The sequence below is a fragment of the Streptomyces sp. SID13666 genome (assembly GCF_010548325.1).
In the GTDB taxonomy this organism is placed as follows: domain Bacteria; phylum Actinomycetota; class Actinomycetes; order Streptomycetales; family Streptomycetaceae; genus Actinacidiphila; species Actinacidiphila fildesensis.
In genome coordinates, this window is the sequence record NZ_JAAGLX010000004.1 from 300,717 (window position 1) to 321,349 (window position 20,633).

Below are 20,633 nucleotides of genomic sequence, written 5' to 3' on the forward strand. Positions count from 1 at the left end.
CAGGCCCCGACCTGGCACCCGCCGGGGCCTGACAGGGCCTGCTCTAGGCTTCCCCGTGGATCAGCGGTCTCCACGGGGAAGGACGGCGCAACGTGCCGAAGACATTCGAGGCGGGTGCACCCGACGAGGGCGCACCGGATCAAGGCGCGGCGGACCAGGGCTACGCGGTCAGCGTCCACAACCTGTGGAAGTCCTTCGGCGAGCAGGTGGCCGTGGCCGGGATCGACCTCGAACTCCCGGCCGGACGGTTCATCGGCCTGGTCGGCCCGAACGGCGCCGGCAAGACCACCACGCTCTCCATGGTCACCGGCCTGCTCCGCCCCGACGACGGCACCGTCCTGATCAACGGCCACGACGTCTGGACCGACCCCGTCGCCGTGAAGTCCCGGATCGGCGTGCTCCCCGAGGGGCTGCGGCTCTTCGAACGTCTGTCGGGCCGCGAACTGCTTGCCTACACCGGCCGGTTGCGCGGTCTGCCCGGCGCCGAGGTCGACAAGCGCGCCGCGCAGCTGCTCGACGTCCTCGACCTCTCCGCCGCGCAGAACAAGCTGGTCGTCGACTACTCGACCGGTATGCGGAAGAAGATCGGACTGGCCGCGGCGCTGCTCCACAACCCCGAAGTGCTCTTCCTGGACGAGCCCTTCGAGGGCGTCGACCCGGTGTCCGCGCAGGTCATCCGCGGTGTCCTGGAGCGCTACACCCGCTCGGGCGCCACCGTCGTGTTCTCCTCGCACGTCATGGAGCTCGTGGAGAGCCTCTGCGACTGGGTCGCGGTGATGGCCGCCGGCCGGATCGTCGCCCAGGGCCCGCTCGCCGACGTACGGGGGGAGGCGTCCTCCCTCCAGGACGCGTTCCTGTCGCTCGTCGGCGCCACCGAACGCGGCGGCCAGGACCTCGACTGGCTGGGCGGCGCACGATGAGCACCCCGGCCACGCACCCGTCGGTGACGCCGGTCTTCATCCGTCTCAAACTCGCCATCATCCGCAACGGACTGCGGCAGTCCACCGGCCGCACCATCGGCTGGATCGTCGGCGTCGTCTTCGCGATGCTGTACGGGCTCGCCATGGGCGTCGGGATGATCGCGCTGCGCCACAGTGAATACGGGTCGGCGGCCGCCGTCGGGCTGGCCGTCGTCCTCATCATCGGCTGGGCCGTCATGCCGCTGTTCCTCTTCGGCGGCGACGACACCCTCGACCCCACCCGCCTCGCCATGCTGCCGCTGCGCCCGCGGCCGCTGATCTCCGCCCTGCTGATCTCGTCGCTGCTGGGCGTGGGACCGGTCTTCACGGTCATCGTGACGGCGGGCGCGGTGTCCGCGCTGGCGGGCAACGCGGTCTCCATCGTCGTCGCGATCGTCGCCGTCGCGCTGGTACTGCTGCTGTGCGTGGCGCTGTCGCGCGCCGTCGCCGCCGCCAACACCCGTCTGCTCACCAGCCGCAAGGGGCGCGACCTCGCGCTGCTCAGCGGCCTGTTCGTGGCGGTCGGCGCGCAGCTCGTCAACCTCGGCGCCAGCTCGCTCGCCTCGTCCGACGGCCTGGACCGCGTCAAGTCCCTCGCCTCCGTGCTCCGCTGGCTGCCACCCGCCCCCGCGATCGACGCGGTCCGCGCGGCGGCCGGGGGCTCCTACGGTCTCGCCGTCCTCGAACTCCTCTACGTCGCGGCCGTCCTGGCCCTGGTGATCCGCTGGTGGCACCACAGCCTGTACCGGCTGATGGTCACCCCGGACGCCTCCACCCTCCAGGCCGCGGAGAAGGAGGCGGGCGCCGGCGGCGGCCGGCTCGCCGCGCTGCTGCCCGGCGGCCGCACCGGCACCGTGATGGAACGCCAGTTCCGCTACGCCTGGCGCGATCCGCGCTCCAAGGCGGCCTGGGCGACGGCGCTGGCCGTCGGACTGCTGCTGCCGATCGTGGCCGCCGTCCAGCACGGCAGCGTCTACTCGGCGTGCTGGGCCGCCGGGCTCCTCGGCATGCAGATGTACAACCAGTTCGGTGTCGACGGCTCCGCCTTCTGGACGGTCGCCTCCACCATCTCCACCCGCGCCGACGCCCACGCGGAACTGCGCGCCCGCGCACTGGCCCTGTCGACCGTCGCCGTCCCGTACGTCACGATCGTCACCATCGGAGCGGCCCTGCTCCTCGGCCGGCCGGACGCCGTCCCGGAGACCCTGGGGCTGTCCTTCGCCCTCCTGGGCGCCCTCATCGCCGCCGGCGCCTTCGCCAGCGTCCGCTTCCCGTACGCCCTCCCCCAGGACAACCCGTTCGGCAGCTCGGCCCCCGGCCAGGGCGGCCTCGCCGCGATCAGCCTCTTCGGCGGCGGTCTCACCGGCGCGGCCTGCTGTCTCCCGCTCGTCGGCCTGGCGATCTACCTCCACGTCGCCGACCACCACGCCTACCTCTGGATCCTGCTGCCGATCGGCGCCCTCTACGCCGTGACCCTGGCCGCGGCATCCCTCCGCTTCACGGCCCCCCGCCTCCTCAACCGCCTCCCGGAGATTTTGACGGCGGTGGCGAAGGGCTGAGCACAGCGAACGCCCGGGCGCGAACGCCCGGGCGCCGGTTGGCCGATCCGCGATTGCTCAGTTGGCGATCGTTCAGTTGGCGATACTGCCGATGCTGCCGCGCCAGGACGGAAGGAGTTCGTCCAGCAGGGCTTCGACGCGGGGCGGCAGGCCGCGGGCCGCGCCGTTGAGGGTGTGGTTGCGGGCCAGGAGGGATTCGGCGGCTGCTTCGAGGCGGGCCGGGTCGCCGGTGGCGTGGGTCGCGTGCAGGAGGGCGAGCCAGAGGCGCTCGTCGGAGCCGGTGACCGCCAGGGCGGTCTGTACGGCGGCCACGGCGGCCTTCGGCTTGCCCGCGTCGAGGTGCAGTCCCGCCAGGGCGAGGGCGACCTCCGCGACGAGCACCGGGTGCTGGGCGTCGACGATCTCGTGGGCGAGCCAGCCGTAGCGGCCCGGGGCGCGGTCCTCCAGGAGGGAGCCGCGGGCCAGCGCGAGGGCGTCGGCCAGCAGCCGGCGGCGGGTCTGCGGATCGTCGGCGCCCGGGCCCTCGGAGGCCGCGTGGTGCAGGGTCTGCAGGACGTCCCAGTCGGAGACGACCGTGCTGGACAGCACGAGGCGGCCGGTGGCGTCGTACGACATCCGCGACGAGCCGTCGGCGTCGGTGCCGAGCCAGTCGCGCAGCCGGTCGATGAGCGCGTCGCGCACGTCGTCGGTGACGCCGCGCGGCCAGAGCGCGGAGGCCAGCACCCGGGGGTGGACGCCCTCACGGTGCAGCAGGAGCAGCGCCAGCGCCTCGTGGAGGAGCAGGCTGCGCCCGGCCTCCGGGGTTTCGAGGCCGATGAGTTCGAACGGGCCGAGAAGGCGGGCGTACACCCCGGGCCGGCCCTGGTCGGTGAGGTCGACCATGAACGGCGGCACGGAGGCGGACGGTTCGCGGTCCGGGTCGGCCGCCGCGAACAGCCCGAGGATCGCCTCGTACTGGGCGGCCGGGAGCAGCTGTGCCTCCAGGTCCAGACCGAGGAGCGGGGCGAGCAGCCGGCCCGCCGAGGTGACCTCGAGCGCCCAGGCGGCGCCCGGCAGGTCGTCCCGGGCCGACGCGACGAGGTAGCCGATGCCCAGCCGGCCGGAGTCGGCGGCGAGTTCGGCGAGCCGGTCGGCCTCCTCCTCGGTGGGCTCGGTGGCGATCAGGACGAGGTGCGGGGAGCGCTGGGTGTGCTGGGCGCTGCCGGTCCGGCCGGTCAGTACGTTGTCCTGTCCTGCGGTCCGCAGCGCGGCGGAGCGCTGCGCGGTCTCGGCGGCCATCGTCTCGATGACCTCGGGGACGTCCGCGAGGTGCCGGATCCTGGCCGGCGCGAGGGCCGTGAGGTCCTCGGCGAAGCCCACGAGCGTCACCGTCATCCGGTCCGACCAGCCGTTGGTGGCGAGTTCGGCGGCGACGGAGGCGAGGACCGCCTCACGGTCGGCGCGGGCTCCGGTCAGCGACACGATGCCGGGCACCGCTTCGAGGTTGAGCATCAGCCGGGCGCCGTCGAGGGTGCCGAGGGCGGCCAGGCCCGGGTACGGGGCGCTGGCGGAGACGTCCGCGTCGGCGGGCAGGTCCGCCCGGTCCAGCCGCCAGAACGTCTGGTCCTGGCCGAGCTGCCACGGCGCGGGCGGCTGGCCCTCGGGCCAGGCCAGCTGGAGGTGCAGCGCCTCGTCGGTGAGCCATGCCGCGTAGACCGTGGGCAGCTTGCCACCGTCTGAGGCGAGCCGTGCCGACAGGGCGCGCAGCGCGCGGTCGAGGAACGCGACGGTGTCGGCGTCCGCGCCGATCCGCAGCGCGTCGGCGGCGTCGGCCTCGGGCCCGTTGGGGGTGCGGGGCGTGTGGACCGCGCCGGCGGTGACGGACTGCCACAGCGCGGTACGGCGGCGCCGCCCCAGCGCGGCGAGCAGCCCGGCCGCCAGCAGCGGGGCGCCGATGAGCGCCTCGGGCAGCCCGAATCCGTGCCCGGAGCCCTGGGATACGGACGGTGCGGCGACGGCCGGCCCGACCGGGGCCTCTTCGGCGTGGGCGGGCTGCTGGGCGGGCTTCTGCGTGGGCGTCTGGGCCGGGGTCTGAACCGGCGTTTGGGCGGGTGTCCGGACAGGTGCGGCGTGCGCCGCGTGAGCCCCTTCGGCCGCCGTGTCCTTGACCCCGCCGCGCTCCGCGTAGTGCTGCACGTCGGGAGCGGGCTTCGGCGCCGCGACGGGCATCTCCACGAGGTCGCCGCCGCGCGCGTCGGCCGGCATCTCCATGATCCAGCCGGGCCGGATCAGGCTCGCCTTGGACAGCTTCGAACCGTCGGGCTGCGCCCGGTCCTTGTTGAGCTGGTAGATCTCGTTGTAGCGGCGGCCGTCGCCGAGGTGGCGTTCGGCTATCTCCCACAGCGAATCGTGGTGCCGGCCCTCGGGCGGCTGGATCCGGTAGAACTTCGTCGCTTCCTTGGCGGCCTCCGCGGCGGCGGCCGCACCCGGCGTCACCGTCGTGGAGGCGGGCCCGCCGCCCTGCTGCTGCGTACCACCGGCCGCGTGCTGCTGGTGCTGCTGCACCTGCCCCGGCGTCTGCTGGGCGGTCACGGCCGGGCCGCCGCGGTGCGGCTGGTCGTGCAGGTTGCCGAGCTGCGCGAGCCCCGGCGTGAGGCTGGCGGCGCTCGCGCCGATCAGCAGCAGCGCCGCGATCAACTGGCGCGCCAGCAACTGGCTCGGCCCCGACGCGGGCACCCGCGACGGCATCCCGATCCCGGAGATCGCGGCCTTCGTCTCCACGATCACGCACGCCGCGAACTGCGCCCACGCCAGCCAGACCACGACGGCCAGCACGTTGATGAACGTCTCCGTCGTGATCGGCTCCCGCAGCACCTCCATCGAGTAGGAGTGCGGCAGCGGCGAGCCGACGATCTTCAGCAGCGCGACCGGCACGCCCACCACCAGGACGGCGAGCGCGAGAAACGCCAGGAGCGCCCGGACGACGTCACCGAACGTACGGCGGCGGCGTGGCGGCTGCGGCCGGCCCGGTTGCGCGGGTTGGGCCGGTCGCCGACTGGCGGTCGTGCGTGCCATGGGCTCGTTCCTCTGCCTTCTGCCTTCGGTGGTGCGGTGGATGGACGGCGACGAATCAGCCGGTGGCGATCTCGGCCGCCGCCGTCCCGTGGACCGTGAAGTCCTTGCTGTAGAAGAAACCCGTCAGAGTGGGACTGTAGGTGAGCTGAATCCTCACCTCTACATGCTGGTCGGTGGTCCTGGCCAGGTCGCAGCCGGAGGCGGCGGCGTCCTCGATGCTGAGCCCCGACCGTGCGGCGAAGTCCTTGACCCGGGCGTCGCAGTTCGCGGTGTTGATCCGCGGCGGAGTGCCCGCGGGCGCGTTCCGCAGCGCCTCCACGTCGATGTCCTGGGCCGCGTAACGGGCCGCCTGCTCGGCGATGTCCGCGGCCCGCTCGCGTTTGTGGATGGACAGTCCGCCGTCGACGACGAAGGCGGCGAGCGTCATGAACACCAGGGCGAACATGAGCACCGCCGCGGTGCCGGAGCCGCGATCGTCGCGGGCCGCGGGCCGTCGCGCCGTCAGCCACGTCACGGTGCTGCCCTCCGGTACGGGTCGAGCGGCGAGGCGCTCGTGGCGGTGATGGTGTTCTTGATGTTGAGTCCCAGAACCCCGAAGCCGCGCACGGTGCACGTCACATCGACGGAGAAGAGCCCGCCGGCCTCGAAGCCCTTACTGGTCTTCGTCACGGTGGGGTGGTCGAGGCAGGTGTCCGCCAGATCCGCCTCGGCCGCCGCCTGGGCCTGGCTCATCGCCGTCGTGCCGTCGCGCTGCAGCGAGCCGGCGCGGGCGGCGTCGCGCGCGGCGCTGTCCACCGCGCCCCGGCCGTCGACCAGCTGTCCGAAGGCGACCAGGACGAGAATGAACAGGATCATGACCGGCGCGAGGATCACCACCTCGATGGTGGAGATCCCCTGATCGCCGGAGCGGCCGGCCCGACGGGCCCTGTTCCGCAGCCAACTGCGCATGACCGGCCTCAGCCCCCGATGTCCGGTACGAAGCGCTCGATCGGCCCCTGCGACTGCTCGTTCACCGTGAACGTCATCCCCGGGAAGACCGTCGGCACGGTGGCCGTCACCCGGATCCCCACGGTGTTGTTGGCGGGTCCGGAGGACGTCACCGTCGGGCCTTCCAGCAGATTCGGTCCGAGCTGCGCGATATAGCTCAACGCCGTCGATCTGGCCTTCGCCTCCCAGCCGCCGGGGTTCCCGTCCGCCTCGGCCCGCGCCTTGCGGGCGCCCGCCTGGGCGGCGGCCTGCGCGACATGGTCGGCGAAGTAGAAGAGCCCGAACTGCACGGTCGCGAAGATCATGAAGAAGAGCACCGGGGTCAGGAAGACGAACTCGATCGCGGTCATGCCGCGGTCGCCACCGGAGCCGGTGCGACTGCCCACACCGCTGTCGCCGCGGGCGGCATCGAGCCTGCGGCGTACGAAAGACCCTGATCGGCTGCTCATCACTCCGCTTACTTGCAGGTACCCGTGTCGGTGGTGCCCGAGATGCAGTTGCCGACGTCGGTGGCCTTGCCCTTGAGCGCGTTGTTGATCAGTGCGGCGACCACACCGACGATGGTCACGACCACGGCCGAGATGATGACCCACTCGACGGCGGACGCGCCGCGTGAGGTCTCCTCCGAGCGGGCGTGACGCACCCGCCCCTGAATGAACGTGACGAGGAAATCGATCGCGGGGTGACTGATGGGCAAACGGTTCATGGTTCAAGTCCTCTCGACTCGGTGACTACGTGGATCAGACTCTTCGACATCAGACGATTCACAGGGTCCGGATGGTTCGACGATGCGGCGATTCACACCTTGAAGACCCGCATCGCCGCCGGAAAGATCAGAAAGACCAGGAAGCCCGCACAGAGCAACAGCTGGGCCACGAGCATGGACTGCGACTTCTCGCCTGCCCCGCCCTCGATCTCGGAAAGCTCCCGGTGCCGCATCGTCTCCGCCCGCGAGGCGAGCGACTCGCGCACCTTCGCACCGTCGTCGGCGACCAGCCCCAGCGTCACCGACAGGTCCTTCAGCTCCTCGACCCCCAGCTCGTCGCCGAGCCGCCCCAGGGCGACCCACTGGCTCGTACCGGTGATCCGCGCGTCCGCGAGGGCGTTGCGGATCCGCAGCAGCGCCCAGCCGTCGCCGATCTCGGCGGCGGCCATGAGCGCCTCGGGCAGACCGCGGCCCCCCGCGAGGTTCATGGAGACCAGATCGAGGTACGCACCGATGACGCGCCGCAGGTCGCGGCGCTTGTCGACGGCGTCGCGCCGTACTTCCACGTCCGGCAGGAAGAAGAAGAGCCCGCCGAACAGCAGCGCCATCCAGAGCGGGATGACGGGGTTGCTGCCGACGCCGAGCTGCCAGGCGATCGCGAACAGGAACGGGCCGAAGAACACGCCGACCGCGGACAGCATCACCTTCGTGGCGAGGAAGCTGTCCCAGCTGCGGTCGAGCACGGCGAGGTCCGCCCGCAGCGAGCGCTGTTCCCAGCCCTGCTGCAGGTAGAAGGCCGAAACCCGCTGGCCGAGCCGCCCCTTGAGGTCGGTGGCGCGCGGTGCGGGACCGCTCGACGGCCCCGCCGCGCGCAGCGCGTCGATCTGCGCGACGGTCGCGACCGCACCACGGCGGTTCGGCATCAGCGCCCGGACGAGGGCGAAGATGCCGAGCCCTGCGATGGCGCCGACGGTCACGGTGAGGAAGATGCTGTTCATCGGGCGCCCATCTCCTGTCGCTCGGGTGCGTGCGTCAGGAACCGCTCCGGCGTCTCGATCTTCGACAGATTGCGCAGCCACCAGAACCCGGCGGCGAACAACGCGCACACGACGCCCAGCACCAGCTGGCCGACGGCCGTCCCGTACGGCTCGACGAAGCTCCGGTTGAAGATCGCCAGCCCGAGGACGAAGGTCACCGACACCACGATGACGATCTGCACACTGCGCCGGGTGCTCGCGCGCTGCGCCATGACGCGCTGCCGCATGTCGACCTCCTCGCGGGCCGACTTGGCGAGAGCGCCGAGGACCTCGCGCAGACCGGGGCCGCGGAGCCGGGAGTTGAGGATGAGCGCCGCGATGATGATGTCGGCGGAGGCGTCGTTGATCTCGTCGGCGAGGTGCTGCAGCGCGTCCGGGAGCGGCGTACGCGACCGCAGCCGGTCGACGAGCGCCTCCAGGTGGGTGCGCAGCGCCGGGGCGGCGGCCCGCGCCGAGGCGGGGATGGCCTGCTCCAGGCCGACGGCGCCGGCGATGGTGTCACGCAGCGACTCGGTCCAGGCGGCGAGCGCCTCGACGCGCTTCATCGCGGCGCGCTCCTCGGCGGCGCCGCCGAAGAGGCGGTCCCAGGTGAAGACGAGGATGCCGGTGGCGGCACCCATCACCATCCACCGGGTCAGCGCCAGGACGACGAGTCCGCCGCCGATCGCCAGCGAGCCGCGGGTGGACAGGAAGCGGACGAGTTCGGCGGCACGCTTGCCGTTGTCGTTGGCGGCGCCCGGCTTGGGCGCCCAGCCGCGCAGCGCGACGACGAACAGCGCGATACCGCCGCCGACGGCCGTGCCGGCCAGCAGTCCGTACAGCACGGGCAGGGAGAACACACCGGTCATCATCGCCACACCCCCGAGGGCTGGTAGCCGTTGGCGAGGAGTTCGTCCAGGCAGGACAAGGGTGCGTGCGGGTAGGCCCGCCCGTCCTGGCCCTCCGCGAAGACCTCGCTGGACAGGACGCGGCCGTCGATGCCGTTGACCTCCCGGATGGATGTGACGACACGGCGCAGGGTGCCGCCGCGTTCGAAGTCGTTGCGCCGCTGCACGAAGACGACGAAGTCGATGGCGCCCGCGACGAGCATCTGGGACGCCTCGACGGGCAGCCGCTCCTTCGCCTGGAGGGCGTACGTCGAGATGCGGTTGAAGACCTCGGCGGAGCTGTTGGCGTGGATCGTGGAGAGCGAGCCGTCGTTGCCCTGCGACATCGCGTTGAGCATGGTGACGATCTCGTCGCCGAGGACCTCACCGACGATGACGCGCGAGGGGTTCATACGCAGCGACCGCCGCACCAGCTCGGCCATAGAGATCATGCCCTGGCCCTCGGAGTTGGGCAGCCGCTCCTCGAACGCCACGACGTTCGGGTGCAGTTCCGGGAACTGGTCGAGCCCGAGCTCCAGCGCCCGCTCGACGGTGATCAGACGCTCGGTCGGGCCGATGACGTTGGCGAGCGCGCGCAGCAGCGTCGTCTTCCCGGCGTTGGTGGCGCCCGCGATCATGATGTTCTTGCGGGCGAGCACGGCGGCGCTGAGGAACGAGTGCAGTTCCGGGGTGAGCGTGTTGTTGCCGACCAGGTCGGAGAGGAACACCTTGCCGAGCCGCGCCCGGCGGATGGAGAGCGCGGGGCGGCGCGTGACGTCCATGACCGCGGACAGACGTGAGCCGTCCGGGAGCCGCAGGTCGAGCTGCGGGTTCGCCGAGTCGAAGGGGCGCGACGACAGCCCCGAGTACGCGCCGAGCACCTGGATGAGCTCGATGAGCTCCTCGTCGGACTCGGCGACGGGGTCGGCGCGCAGTTCCCGGCCGTCGGAGTACCCGACGAACACCTGGTCGCAGCCGTTGATGTCGATGTTCTCGACCTCGGGGTCGTCGAGCAGCGGCTGCAGCCGTCCGACGCCGAACAGCGCGGCGTGCACGGCCGCCGCGTACGCCTCCTCGGCCTCCGCGTTGGGCGGTGTGCGGCCGAGGTTGATCTCGGCGCGCGCGTAGTCCTCCAGGATCTGCGCGATGACGGCGCGGGCGAACTGCCGCTCGTCCTCGGGGGACATCGCGGGCACGCCCGACACCTGGTCGAGGCGGCGCTGCTCGGATATGCGGTCGCCCGCGTCCTGCCGGAACCGCTTGACGAGCTGGTGGTCCATGGCGCTCATCGAAGAACCCCGCTCATCGGAGAACCCCGTACCGGTGCGGCACATCGGCGGTGATCTGCCGGGCCGAACGGATCAGCAGCGACTTGTCGAGCCGGCCACGGCGGCGGCCCGCCAGCTGCTCGGCGCCCGCCGGGTCGTGCGCGAGGGTGCCGACGACGCGGGCGGCGATCTGCGAGGCGACGAGCATGTCGTTGACCTGGCTGACGATACGGGCGCTCTGTCCCGGTTCGGCGACCAGCAGCACGCCGATCGGCGGGAACCCGAGCGCGGCCGCGCCACGCTGCGAACCGTGCAGTTTGGCGGAGAGCGCCGCGGCGCGGTCCCGCACCCTGGCGAGCTGCTCGGGCTCGGTCCGGGACACCAGCAGGACGAGCGCGGCATGCGAGAACAGTTCCAGCGAGGGCGAATCGGCGCCGATCCGGCCGCAGTCGGCGAGCACGTCGGCCGCGCCGTTCGGCGACTCGGCGAGCGTCGCGAACGCCCGGCCCAGCGTCGGCCACAGCCCGACCAGCCCGGCCGCCTGCTCGGAACCGCCGAGCCCGACGACCACGTCGAGGCCCCCGGCCAGCGGCTGCGCGTGGTCCCACAGCTGTTCGGCGGCCAGCCCGCGGCGGGCCGTCGCGGCCAGCGACAGCATGCCGGTGTTCGGGTCGAGCACACCGCCGTGCGCGGCCTGGCTGCGGTAGACGAGGTCACCGCCGGACGGGTCCGCCTCGACGAGCAGCGCGCGGCGCGGCCAGACGGCGGCGAGGGCGACAGCCGTCGTCGTCACACCGGGCGACCCCTTGTCCGCCGCGATCGCGATAAGTGCCATGGCGGGCCTCAGCCCTTGCTGGCGGGAACGAGCACCAGCGAGACCTCACCGGCGGACGCGGCCAGCGTCAGCGGGCCGGCGTCGCTCTGGTCGACGACGATCGAGTACGCGGTGCCGCTACTGCCGAGCGCGTCGCCTCCGCTCTTCGGTGCGGACTTGACCTTGGCGTTGTTGCTGAGCAGCGTGTTCCCGCCGCCGGAATTGCCTGAGTTGCCGGAGTTACCGGAGTTACCGGCAGTGGACTTCGCCGCGTCGTTGCCCACGCGGTAGACGGCGACCGTGTCGCCGACCTTCAGTCCCTCGGGGAACTGCCCTCCCTTGAGGGAGAGTCCGATGATCGCTTTGCCCGCCTTGAGCTGATTGTCCTCACCGCTGAGCATCGGCCCGACGAGAACGGAACCCTTGACGAGGTCGGTAGCGGCCCGGTACTTGGCCAGCAAGCCCTTATCGCTCCACGGTACGTACTTAATATCCGAACCATCGGCGACCATTACTTCGCGGATCGCCGAAGCCGGAATGACCTCTCCCGCCGGCACGGCTTCCGTGATCTCGATCGCCGAAATCCGGTCCCCGGCACGCATGACCAGCACCGTCGCACCCAGCGCCCCAACGAGGATGAGCAGCACGGCCAGCGCGGCCAGCGCGGGCTTCCGCTCCCGCGGCGCGACCGGCAGCCGCTCACCCGTCGGCCCACCCATCATCGGCCCGGGCACAGACGGCCTACCACCACTGCCACCTGCAGCGGAACGTTCCCTGATCTTCACGTCAATGCCCCCGTCGAGCTGGCGTGCTTGGACTCCTGGCTGCGTGGGGAGAGGTCGTCGCGCTCCGGATGGCGACAGCCCGCAGGCCGGTGTCAAGTCACCGCACGCTATCAGCGCCGCATAAACACCCTCAAGGCGCATCGTGTGACAGGAGACTCACGGAAGCGCAACAGAACTGTCCGTGATCATTCAATGATGGACGACTTCCGCCCAGGAATGTGACCCCGCCGTGCGGACCCGGTCACAGAACGGGCAGGGTCCCTATAACCGCTCGGACATCACCGGTAGCGTCGAGCCTCAACGCTCTGTCCGCGCATCACACGGGGGACCCCATCGTGACCCGCAGCACGCCGCCCATCGCCGCCGCTCTCGCCACGGCCACGGCCCTGGCCCTGGCCCTGACCGCCTGCGGCAGCGACGCCAAACCCTCCGACAAAATCTCCGGCGTCCCGACCACCGCCCCAACAACGGCCCCAACCACCCCGAGCGCCTCCGCGCCGGAGCCGGGCGCACCGACCTTCAAGCTGCCGGCCGACGTCAAGGTCAAGATCGACGGCTTCGAGAGCACGGACGCCACGAAGAAGGCGGTGCTGCGGGACACCTCGTACGCGATCACCGCGATCCTTGAGGCGGAGGCGATGGCCAGCGACAAGGAGACCCCGAACTTCAAGCGGTACTTCACGGGGCTCCATGGCGCGGAGTTCGCCGACACGATCATCAAGTACGGCAAGGACGGAAACGTCATCACCGGCTCGTACCGCTACTACAAGCCGACGGCGAACGTCACCAACGCCAGCTCCGCCACGGCCACTTACTGCGAGGACCAGCGCAACGGGTACGACAAGGACCGGAAGACGGGCAAGGTCAAGAAGAACGCGCCGTCCCCGCAGGACTACTCCCTCTGGTCGTTGGTCCTCGCCAAGGGCACCACGGGCGACTGGCAGGTGTTCAGCTACGACGTGAAGGAAGGCGCGAAGGAATGCCAAAGCTCTTGATCCGTCGCCTCGGTCGGGGTGCGCTGGCGTCAGCGGTCGCAGTCGCCGCCCTGAGCGCCGCCACGGGTCCGGCCTACGCCGGGCGCACGATTCATCCGAAGCCTCCGCAGAGCTCGACCACTGTGCTGAACAAGGACGGTGAAATCGCGTCCCGGGTCGAGACCACCACCAGCCCGGAGGAACCCGGCTCCAAGCCGATCACTTCCTCGGACACCACCTGGACGCCTCCCCCTTGCTGGTACGAGCCGTTCACGCCCGAGGAATTCGATGCGCTGCTGTTGGCCAAGTACTACAAGGCCGGAGCCGACCATTCGGGAACAGTCTATGACTACTACTACCAAATACGGTCGAAAATGGAGGCCATCCACTACCACAAGGGCGACAAGGGTTCGTGGTTGGTCCTCGTGCGGAACGAGAACCTCCCGCCCGGTTCGGCAGCTCCGTGCAGTTCGACGACTTCCTGGCAGTGGACGGGCCCCGGCACGCCTCCCCCGCCCGGACCTGTCATCACCGCCAAGATGCTCTCCGACGTCGCCTACGGCGCGACCAAACTGCCCTCCCGCCAGGTGACGCTGAGTCCGGCCGCAGGGAATCAGAAGGTCAACCTCGCCACGTACGTGAAGTTCGACCACCCTATTAATCCCGTATGGGCCACCGCCCAGTTGAAGGCGCTGAACCTCGCCGCCACCGTGGTCGCCGTCCCCTCCTCGCTGCACATCGACGCGGGTACGTCCTATGCCGACCCGCAGTCGTGCGACTACACCTTCACCAAGTCCGGTGCCGCGTACCAGGTCGACAGCTCGAGCGCCGCCTGCAACATCACGTACCGCAAGGCGACCACCGGCTCCGGCCCGTACACCTTCAAGGCTCAGATCACCTGGGCCGTCAGCTGGACCCCGACCGCCACTCCTCAGCCCGGCGCCGGCGTGCGCATGAACGACGGCTATTCGACGTCGGAACAGCCCGTCACCGTCCAGGAGATCCAGGCCGTCGGCAAGCCGACTTCGTAGTCCAGACCGGTTCATGGCCGACGCCTCTCGCCGTCGGCCATGACCGCGAAGGACGGCCACCGCCGAACTGCCGAGCACCAACAACAGCCGCCTGTCCACGCGTCGTTCGGGGGATCCGATCATTACCCGCACCACACTGCCCGTCACCACCGCCCTCACCCTGGCCACGGCTCTGGTTCTGACTCTGACTGCCTGCGGCGGAACCGACACCAAGACCTCCGACAAGGCCACGGCCGCCCCCAGTACCGCCGCCCAGACCACGGCGTCGGCGAGCGTCTCGCCGACCCCCTCCGCAGTCCAACGCCCCGTGATCACGCTTCCGGGCGACGTCAAGGACGTCTTCGAAGGTGCCCGGACCGGCGATCCCAAAAAGGACGCGGTCCTGGCCGACAACGCGGAGGCGATCAGGGGGGTGGACGCGGCGATCGTGGCCGGCAAGCCCAGTGCTCCGGCTGTCGGTTTCTACTACGAGGGCGAAGCCGCCGCCGCCGAGAGTGAGTGGATCAAGCGTTTCGCGGACCACGGGCTCAGCATCACGGGGACCGTCCGGTACTACGACCGCAAGGTCACCTTCCGGTCGGACGGCAATGCGTCGCTGGTGTATTGCGGCGACGAGAGCAAGGGCTTCAACAAGGACCGGGCGACCGGAAAGGCCGACGTGACACCGGTCACGAAGAACTCGTACGTCGTCTACAACACCCTGCTCAAGAAGAACAAGCAGGGCATCTGGCAAACCATCAAGGTCCTGTCCCAGAGAGGGGCGGCCCAGTGCCAGCCGTAGGCAGGCCGCGCGCCCGGCACACATGACGCCCGCGCCTACCCGATCGGCACCGCCCGGATATGCGTCGGCGCACAGCCCGCGTACGTGGTCAGTGCCTGGGCGACGTGGCGGATCACGTCGGTCGGGGTGTGGCGGAGTTGGGCCGGGGTGAAGGCAAGGGGGTGGAGGCCGTGGGATGCCAGGTGGTTGCGGCGGTTCATGGTGCGGTGCCAGTCCGCCGGGCTGAGGTGGTACTCGCGGGAGTCGATCTCCAGGACCACGCCGGTGTCCGGCCAGTAGCCGTCGGGGGTGGCGAGGAACGTGCCGTCGGCGAGGAGCAGGGTGGCGTTCCAGAGTGGTTCCGGCAGGCCGCCGGTGCGCAGCACTTCGCGGGCCTGGGCCTCGGAGACGGAGCGGACTCCGGCGAGCAGCTCCTGTATGACGGCGCGGATCGGGGCGATGCCGCGGGCCGAGGTGCCGAGGATCTCCTCGGTGAGCGCTTCGACGGAGCAGCGGCCGCGCTGGACGGCCTCGGCGCAGGCCGCCCGGACCTGCTGGAGGTCGGCTCCGAGCCGGGTGGTGTCCACCAGCGCCCGCGGCAGCGGCGCGGTGGGGAAGCCGGCGACGTTGCGGGGTCTCGGTACGTGGCGGGAGCGCAGGACGGTGACGAAGTCCCGGCTACCGGTGTACCGGTTGTAGGGGACGAGGACATGCGTTCCCGGCAGGGGCGGGACGTAGCGCAGGCCGAAGAGCTGTAACGCCTCGGGCCCGGTGAGCATCGCGCCCTCGCCCGCGTACAGGAGCGCCGCTCTGGTCCGTTGTCGTGCGGTCGGAGGGCCGTTGTGGAAGAGATAGGTGCGCGGAAGCAGCCGCTGCCACGGGCCGCCCGGGCGGCAGCGGTGGGCGAGGACCCCGCTTCCCACACCGAGGGCCCGCAGTTGGCGGACGGTCGCGACGCCGTCCTGGCGAAGGTGCGCGAGGGCGTGGCCATCGCGGGGAAAGGTAGAGGGACGGGATCGCCGTGAGACTCGGTTCGTGGTCATGTCCTGATGATGACTCGTCCCTTTCCTCCCCCGATTCTGCCTGTGGATAACTTTCTGCGAACCGGCCGTCCGACCTCCGTACCAGCGGCGCAGCGCCCTCGTATCCCCGGCGCGGCTGTTCCTGGGACTCGTGGGGCGGATATCGTCCGTATGACCTAGTCGGACCCCCCGGAGGACGATCGTGCGACTGACACTGACCGTGGTGGATCCGCTCGGCGGCAACCGGGCGGATGTCGTGCTGGACGCCGACGCGGCGTCGACCGTGGCCGACATCGCGCGGGAGCTGGACCGACAGGTCGGCGGGGACGGCGCGGCGATCATCTCGATCAGCGGCGGAACGGCCCGGCAGCCGGGATCGCCCGCGTTGTACATCGACGGGTACGCCGTGGATCCGGCGCGGACCGTGGCGGAGTCCCCGCTGCGCGAGGGCGCGGTCGTGAGCCTCTACGACCCGGCGGGCTGTCTGCCGGGCGAGCCGGCCGGCGTGGTCGAACTGCGGGTGGCGGGCGGGCCGGACGCGGGGGCGGTGCACCGGCTGGGCATCGGCCGGGTGGAGATCGGGCGCGGCACATCGGTCCGGATCCGGATCGAGGACTCGGAACTGGCGGAGCGCGCGGCCGTGCTCTCCGTCGGGATGGGCGGCACGTGCCAGGTCACGATCGACGGCGCCACCCGCGACTGGCCGCTCGGCGAGCAGATCGCGCTCGGCAACTCGCTGCTGGAACTGGGCCCCTACATCCCGCCGAACGCCGCCCTGCACCCGGGCGACGACGGCAGCACCCTCGACTACAACCGGCCGCCGCGCATGCTGCCGCCCGAGCGCACCACGCTCTTCCGGCTGCCGTCGCCCCCCGGGGACATCAACGCCCGGCCGCTGCCGTGGCTGATGGCGCTGATGCCGCTGGTCATGTCCGTGACGATGGCGTTCATGATGCACCGGATGATGTACCTGCTCATGGCGGTCGTCAGTCCGATGGTGATGATCGGCAACTACTTCATGGACAAGAAAAACGGCCGCAAGTCCCACACGAAGACCGTCACGGAGTACCGCGCCCACAAGGAGCGCATCGAGACGGACGCGCAGGAAGCCCTGCAGGCCGAGCGGCAGGACCGGGCCGCCGCGTCCCCCGACCCGGCGACGGTGCTCAACACCGCGACCGGGCCGCGCACCCGACTCTGGGAACGCCGCCGCAGCGACACCGACCACCTGTTGCTGCGCGTCGGCACCGCGAAGCTCCCGTCGGAGGTCGTGCTGGACGACCCCGAACAGGACGAACACCGCAGGCAGGTCGCCTGGGAGATCGATGACGCACCGGTCGCGGTGGAGCTGCGCCGGCTCGGCGTGGTCGGTTTCGCCGCGCCCGGCGACAGCGTGCGGGCGATGGGCCGGTGGGCGGTGGCACAGGCCGCGGCCCTGCACAGCCCGATGGACGTGCAGTTCTATGTACTGACCGACGCGTCGGGACAGGAGAGCTGGGACTGGGTGCGCTGGCTGCCGCATTCGCGGCCGACCGACGGGCAGGACGCGAGCGCGCTGCTCGGCACGGACGCCGAAACGGTGGCGGCCCGGATCGCCGAGCTGACGTCGATACTCGACGGCCGCCAGAAGGCCAAGCAGAAGGCGGGCAGCGCCTCCAACCATGCCGCGTTCTTCAAGGACCCGGACATCGTGGTGGTCTTCGACGGCTCGCGGCGCCTGCGGTCGCTGCCGGGCGTCGTGGCGCTGCTGCGGGAGGGTCCGGCAGTCGGCATGTACGCGCTGTGCCTGGACTCGGAGGAGCGCTTCCTGCCGGGCGAATGCCAGGCGGTGGTGATCGCGGAGTTCGAGACGCCCGCCCAGAACCCGTCCCCCAACCAGGCCCCGAACCAGAACCGGATCCCGGCCCAGGGCCAGGCGCCCGTCGGGCAACCGACGGCCCAGCAGGGCGGCTTCCCGTCGCTCAACGCCTGGTACGAAGGCAGCCAGGCGTCCACGGCCACCGCCGTGGAGCCGGCCGCCGGCTCGTTCCGGCTGCGCGTGGACCAGAGCGGAGCCGCCCGGCTCCGCAAGGTCCGCCCCGACCTGGTGTCGCCCGCCTGGTGCGCGCGGCTCGCCCGCTGCCTCTCCCCCATCCGCGACATCAGCGGTGACGCGGAGGACTCGGCGATCCCCGGCTCCAGCCGCCTGCTGGACGTACTGGAGCTGGAGCCGCCGACCGGTGACGCGATCGCCGCGCGCTGGCGGCTCAGCCCCATCTCGACCCAGGCGGTGGTCGGGGAGTCCTACGACGGGCCGTTCGCGATCGACATCCGCAAGGACGGGCCGCACGGACTCATCGCCGGCACCACCGGTTCCGGCAAGTCGGAGCTGCTGCAGACCATCGTCGCGTCGCTCGCCGTCGCGAACACCCCGGAAGCGATGACGTTCGTCCTCATCGACTACAAGGGCGGCTCGGCGTTCAAGGACTGTGTGCAACTCCCGCACACCGTCGGCATGGTGACCGACCTCGACGCGCACCTCGTGGAGCGCGCCCTGGAGTCGCTCGGCGCCGAACTCAAGCGCCGCGAGCACATCCTGGCCGAGGCCGGGGCCAAGGACATCGAGGACTACACGGACCTGATGAAACGGCAGCCCGGCCTCAAGCCGATGCCGCGGCTCCTCATCGTCATCGACGAGTTCGCCTCGATGGTCCGTGAGCTGCCCGACTTCGTCACCGGTCTGGTCAACATCGCCCAGCGAGGCCGTTCGCTCGGCATTCACCTCATCCTCGCCACCCAGCGACCCTCCGGCGTCGTCTCCCCCGAGATCCGCGCCAACACCAACCTCCGCATCGCGCTGCGCGTCACCGACGCCAGCGAATCGTCCGACGTCATCGACGCCCCCGACGCCGGCACCATCTCCAAGTCCACACCTGGCCGGGCCTACGTCCGGCTCGGCGCGACCTCGCTCGTGCCGTTCCAGTCCGGACGCGTCGGCGGCCGGCGCCCCGGCGCCGTGGATCCGACGGTCGCGTCCCCCTGGGTGGGCCTGATCGAGTGGTCGCAGCTCGGCCGACCTGTACCGCGGCGCCCCGCCGGCGCCAAGGGCGAGGAGGACGAGATCACCGACCTGAAGGTGCTGGTCGAGGCAGTCTGCGAAGCCAACGAACGGCTCGGCATCCCGCCCCAGCACAGCCCGTGGCTGCCCGCGCTCCCCGACACCCTCCTCCTCGACGACCTGCCGGTACCCGTCACGACGGGCGCGCTTCCGCCCGCGCCGTACGGCATCGAGGACCTCCCGGCGCTGCAGGCCAGGCGCCCGGTCGCCGTGGACTTCAGCACGTTCGGCCATCTGCTGGTCGCCGGTGCCCCGCGCTCCGGACGCTCCCAGCTGCTGCGCACCATCGCCGGCTCGCTGGCCCGTACGCACAGCGTCCGGGACGTGCACATCTACGGCATCGACTGCGGGAACGGCGCGCTCAACGCGCTGTCCCGGCTGCCGCACTGCGGCGCGGTCGTCGGCCGTGCGCAGACCGAGCGCGCGATCCGGCTGATCGGCCGCCTCAAGGCCGAGATGACCCGCCGCCAGGAGGTGCTGGCCGCCGACGGCTACGCGGACATCGGCGAGCAGCGCGGCGGCGTCCCCGAGGAGGACCAGCTCGCGCACATCGTCGTCCTGCTCGACCGCTGGGAGGGCTGGCTGCCCTCGCTCGGTGAACTCGACCACGGGGCGCTGACCGACGACCTGTTCACGATGCTCCGCGAGGGCGCGAGCGTCGGCATCCACGTGATCATCACCGGCGACCGGACGCTGATGGCGGGCCGGATCGCCACCCTCACCGAGGACAAGATGGCGTTCCGGCTCTCGGACCGCTCCGACTTCTCCCTCATCAGCGTCAACCCCCGCAAGGTCCCGGACGAGATAGCCCCCGGCCGCGCCTACCGCGCCGAGTCCGGCATCGAGACGCAGGTCGCGCTGCTCGACCCGGACGCGTCGGGGCAGGGCCAGGCCGCCGCGATCACCGCCATCGGGGCGGCTGTCCTGGAGCGGGACGCCGATGTGCCGCGCTCGCGCCGGCCGTTCAAGGTCGACGTGCTGCCGTCGCGGCTGTCGTTCGCCGACGCGTGGGAGATGCGCGACACCGATGCCGCCCGCTCCCCTCTGTGGGGACTGGTCGGCGTCGGCGGCGACGAGATCATGGGCTACGGCCCCGACCTGTCCGACGGCCTGCCGGCGTTCGTCATCGGCGGCCCCGGCAAGTCCGGCCGCAGCACCGTCCTGTTGTCGCTCGCCCGCAGCTACCTCAAGCAGGGCGCCCGCATCATCGTCGTCGCACCGCGGCCGTCGCCGTTGCGCGACCTCGCGGGCACCGAAGGGGTGCTGGGCGTCTTCACCGAGAGCGATCTGTCCGCCGAGGATCTGACCAAGGCGCTGGAAGCGGCGGGCGAGAGCCCGGCAGTCGTCCTCCTCGACGATGCCGAGCTGCTGCGCGACATCGACGCCAAGGACGTCCTGCGCGACATCATCGCGCGCGGCACGGACCTGCGCCGGGCGCTCGTGCTGGCCGGCAGCGAGGAGGACATCTGCTCCGGCTTCTCCGGTTGGCAGGTCGACGCGAAGAAGGCCCGCCGCGGCGCGCTGCTGTCACCGCAGCAGACGATGAGCGGCGAGCTGATCGGCGTCCGCCTCGCCCGCAGCAGCGCCGGCGGCCAGGTCACCCCCGGCCGCGCCCTCCTGCACCTGGGCGACGGCGAACCGCGCACGGTGACGGTGCCGCTGGCCTGACGGCCTCGAGGCCAGGCCGTCCCACCACAGGCGAATCACGCCTGTG

At 71.3% G+C, this 20,633-nt stretch carries 17 protein-coding genes; 6 read left to right on the plus strand and 11 right to left on the minus strand.

Annotation, left to right across the window (positions count from 1 at the left end):
• The first annotated feature begins 182 nt into the window (after window positions 1-182).
• Together G3I60_RS10335 and G3I60_RS10340 are read left to right on the plus strand one after the other, a co-directional pair.
• Entirely contained in the window at window positions 183-920 is a 738-nt protein-coding gene (locus G3I60_RS10335; protein WP_203672695.1) for an ABC transporter ATP-binding protein, read from the plus strand.
• Window positions 917-2,518, plus strand: coding sequence for a transporter (locus tag G3I60_RS10340; protein ID WP_164607031.1), 1,602 nt, complete (start codon window positions 917-919; stop codon window positions 2,516-2,518). The genes G3I60_RS10335 and G3I60_RS10340 overlap by 4 nt, the downstream gene beginning before the upstream one ends.
• Window positions 2,519-2,590: 72 nt before the next feature.
• Here the strand turns inward: G3I60_RS10340 and G3I60_RS10345 are convergent, their stop codons facing one another.
• The 10 genes from G3I60_RS10345 to G3I60_RS10390 form a co-directional block, all read right to left on the minus strand.
• Window positions 2,591-5,572: a bacterial transcriptional activator domain-containing protein gene (locus G3I60_RS10345; RefSeq protein ID WP_164607033.1), complete on the minus strand. Its 2,982-nt coding sequence runs from the start codon at window positions 5,570-5,572 to the stop codon at window positions 2,591-2,593.
• Window positions 5,573-5,627: 55 nt separating this feature from the next.
• Window positions 5,628-6,086, minus strand: a complete 459-nt coding sequence (locus G3I60_RS10350; protein WP_244809219.1) for a TadE/TadG family type IV pilus assembly protein — start codon at window positions 6,084-6,086, stop codon at window positions 5,628-5,630.
• Window positions 6,083-6,520 (minus strand): TadE/TadG family type IV pilus assembly protein, encoded by a 438-nt coding sequence (locus G3I60_RS10355; RefSeq protein WP_138353527.1) that lies wholly within the window; start codon window positions 6,518-6,520, stop codon window positions 6,083-6,085. The genes G3I60_RS10350 and G3I60_RS10355 overlap by 4 nt, the downstream gene beginning before the upstream one ends.
• Before the next feature lie 8 nt (window positions 6,521-6,528).
• Window positions 6,529-7,008: a TadE family protein gene (locus G3I60_RS10360; protein WP_138353526.1), complete on the minus strand. Its 480-nt coding sequence runs from the start codon at window positions 7,006-7,008 to the stop codon at window positions 6,529-6,531.
• Between the two features lie 8 nt (window positions 7,009-7,016).
• Window positions 7,017-7,265, minus strand: coding sequence for a hypothetical protein (locus tag G3I60_RS10365; protein ID WP_138353525.1), 249 nt, complete (start codon window positions 7,263-7,265; stop codon window positions 7,017-7,019).
• Window positions 7,266-7,357: 92 nt separating this feature from the next.
• Complete coding sequence (locus G3I60_RS10370) at window positions 7,358-8,263, minus strand: type II secretion system F family protein (protein ID WP_164295982.1); 906 nt, start codon at window positions 8,261-8,263, stop codon at window positions 7,358-7,360.
• Entirely contained in the window at window positions 8,260-9,150 is an 891-nt protein-coding gene (locus G3I60_RS10375) for a type II secretion system F family protein (protein WP_138353597.1), read from the minus strand. The genes G3I60_RS10370 and G3I60_RS10375 overlap by 4 nt, the downstream gene beginning before the upstream one ends.
• Entirely contained in the window at window positions 9,150-10,457 is a 1,308-nt protein-coding gene (locus G3I60_RS10380) for a CpaF family protein (protein ID WP_138353524.1), read from the minus strand. Before G3I60_RS10380 ends, G3I60_RS10375 begins: the two co-directional genes overlap by 1 nt.
• A gap of 13 nt (window positions 10,458-10,470) precedes the next feature.
• The gene (locus G3I60_RS10385) at window positions 10,471-11,271 is read right to left on the minus strand and encodes a hypothetical protein (protein ID WP_138353523.1); all 801 of its coding nucleotides are present in this window, start codon (window positions 11,269-11,271) and stop codon (window positions 10,471-10,473) included.
• An 8-nt stretch (window positions 11,272-11,279) separates the two neighbouring features.
• Entirely contained in the window at window positions 11,280-11,972 is a 693-nt protein-coding gene (locus G3I60_RS10390; RefSeq protein ID WP_239069677.1) for a hypothetical protein, read from the minus strand.
• Between the two features lie 398 nt (window positions 11,973-12,370).
• Between G3I60_RS10390 and G3I60_RS10395 the strand changes: the two genes are divergently transcribed.
• The 3 genes from G3I60_RS10395 (at window position 12,371) to G3I60_RS10405 (ending at window position 14,821) form a co-directional block, all read left to right on the plus strand.
• Window positions 12,371-13,030 (plus strand): hypothetical protein, encoded by a 660-nt coding sequence (locus G3I60_RS10395; RefSeq protein ID WP_164295980.1) that lies wholly within the window; start codon window positions 12,371-12,373, stop codon window positions 13,028-13,030.
• Entirely contained in the window at window positions 13,015-14,040 is a 1,026-nt protein-coding gene (locus tag G3I60_RS10400; RefSeq protein WP_164295979.1) for a hypothetical protein, read from the plus strand. The genes G3I60_RS10395 and G3I60_RS10400 overlap by 16 nt, the downstream gene beginning before the upstream one ends.
• A 307-nt stretch (window positions 14,041-14,347) precedes the next feature.
• Window positions 14,348-14,821, plus strand: a complete 474-nt coding sequence (locus G3I60_RS10405) for a hypothetical protein (RefSeq protein ID WP_239069679.1) — start codon at window positions 14,348-14,350, stop codon at window positions 14,819-14,821.
• Window positions 14,822-14,856: 35 nt separating this feature from the next.
• Here G3I60_RS10405 and G3I60_RS10410 read toward each other — a convergent pair whose 3' ends face one another.
• Window positions 14,857-15,843 carry a hypothetical protein gene (locus tag G3I60_RS10410; protein ID WP_164295977.1) on the minus strand — a complete coding sequence of 329 codons (987 nt, stop codon included), beginning with the start codon at window positions 15,841-15,843 and terminating at the stop codon, window positions 14,857-14,859.
• A gap of 181 nt (window positions 15,844-16,024) precedes the next feature.
• Between G3I60_RS10410 and G3I60_RS10415 the strand changes: the two genes are divergently transcribed.
• The gene (locus G3I60_RS10415) at window positions 16,025-20,587 is read left to right on the plus strand and encodes an FtsK/SpoIIIE domain-containing protein (protein ID WP_164295975.1); all 4,563 of its coding nucleotides are present in this window, start codon (window positions 16,025-16,027) and stop codon (window positions 20,585-20,587) included.
• Window positions 20,588-20,633 lie beyond the last annotated feature (46 nt).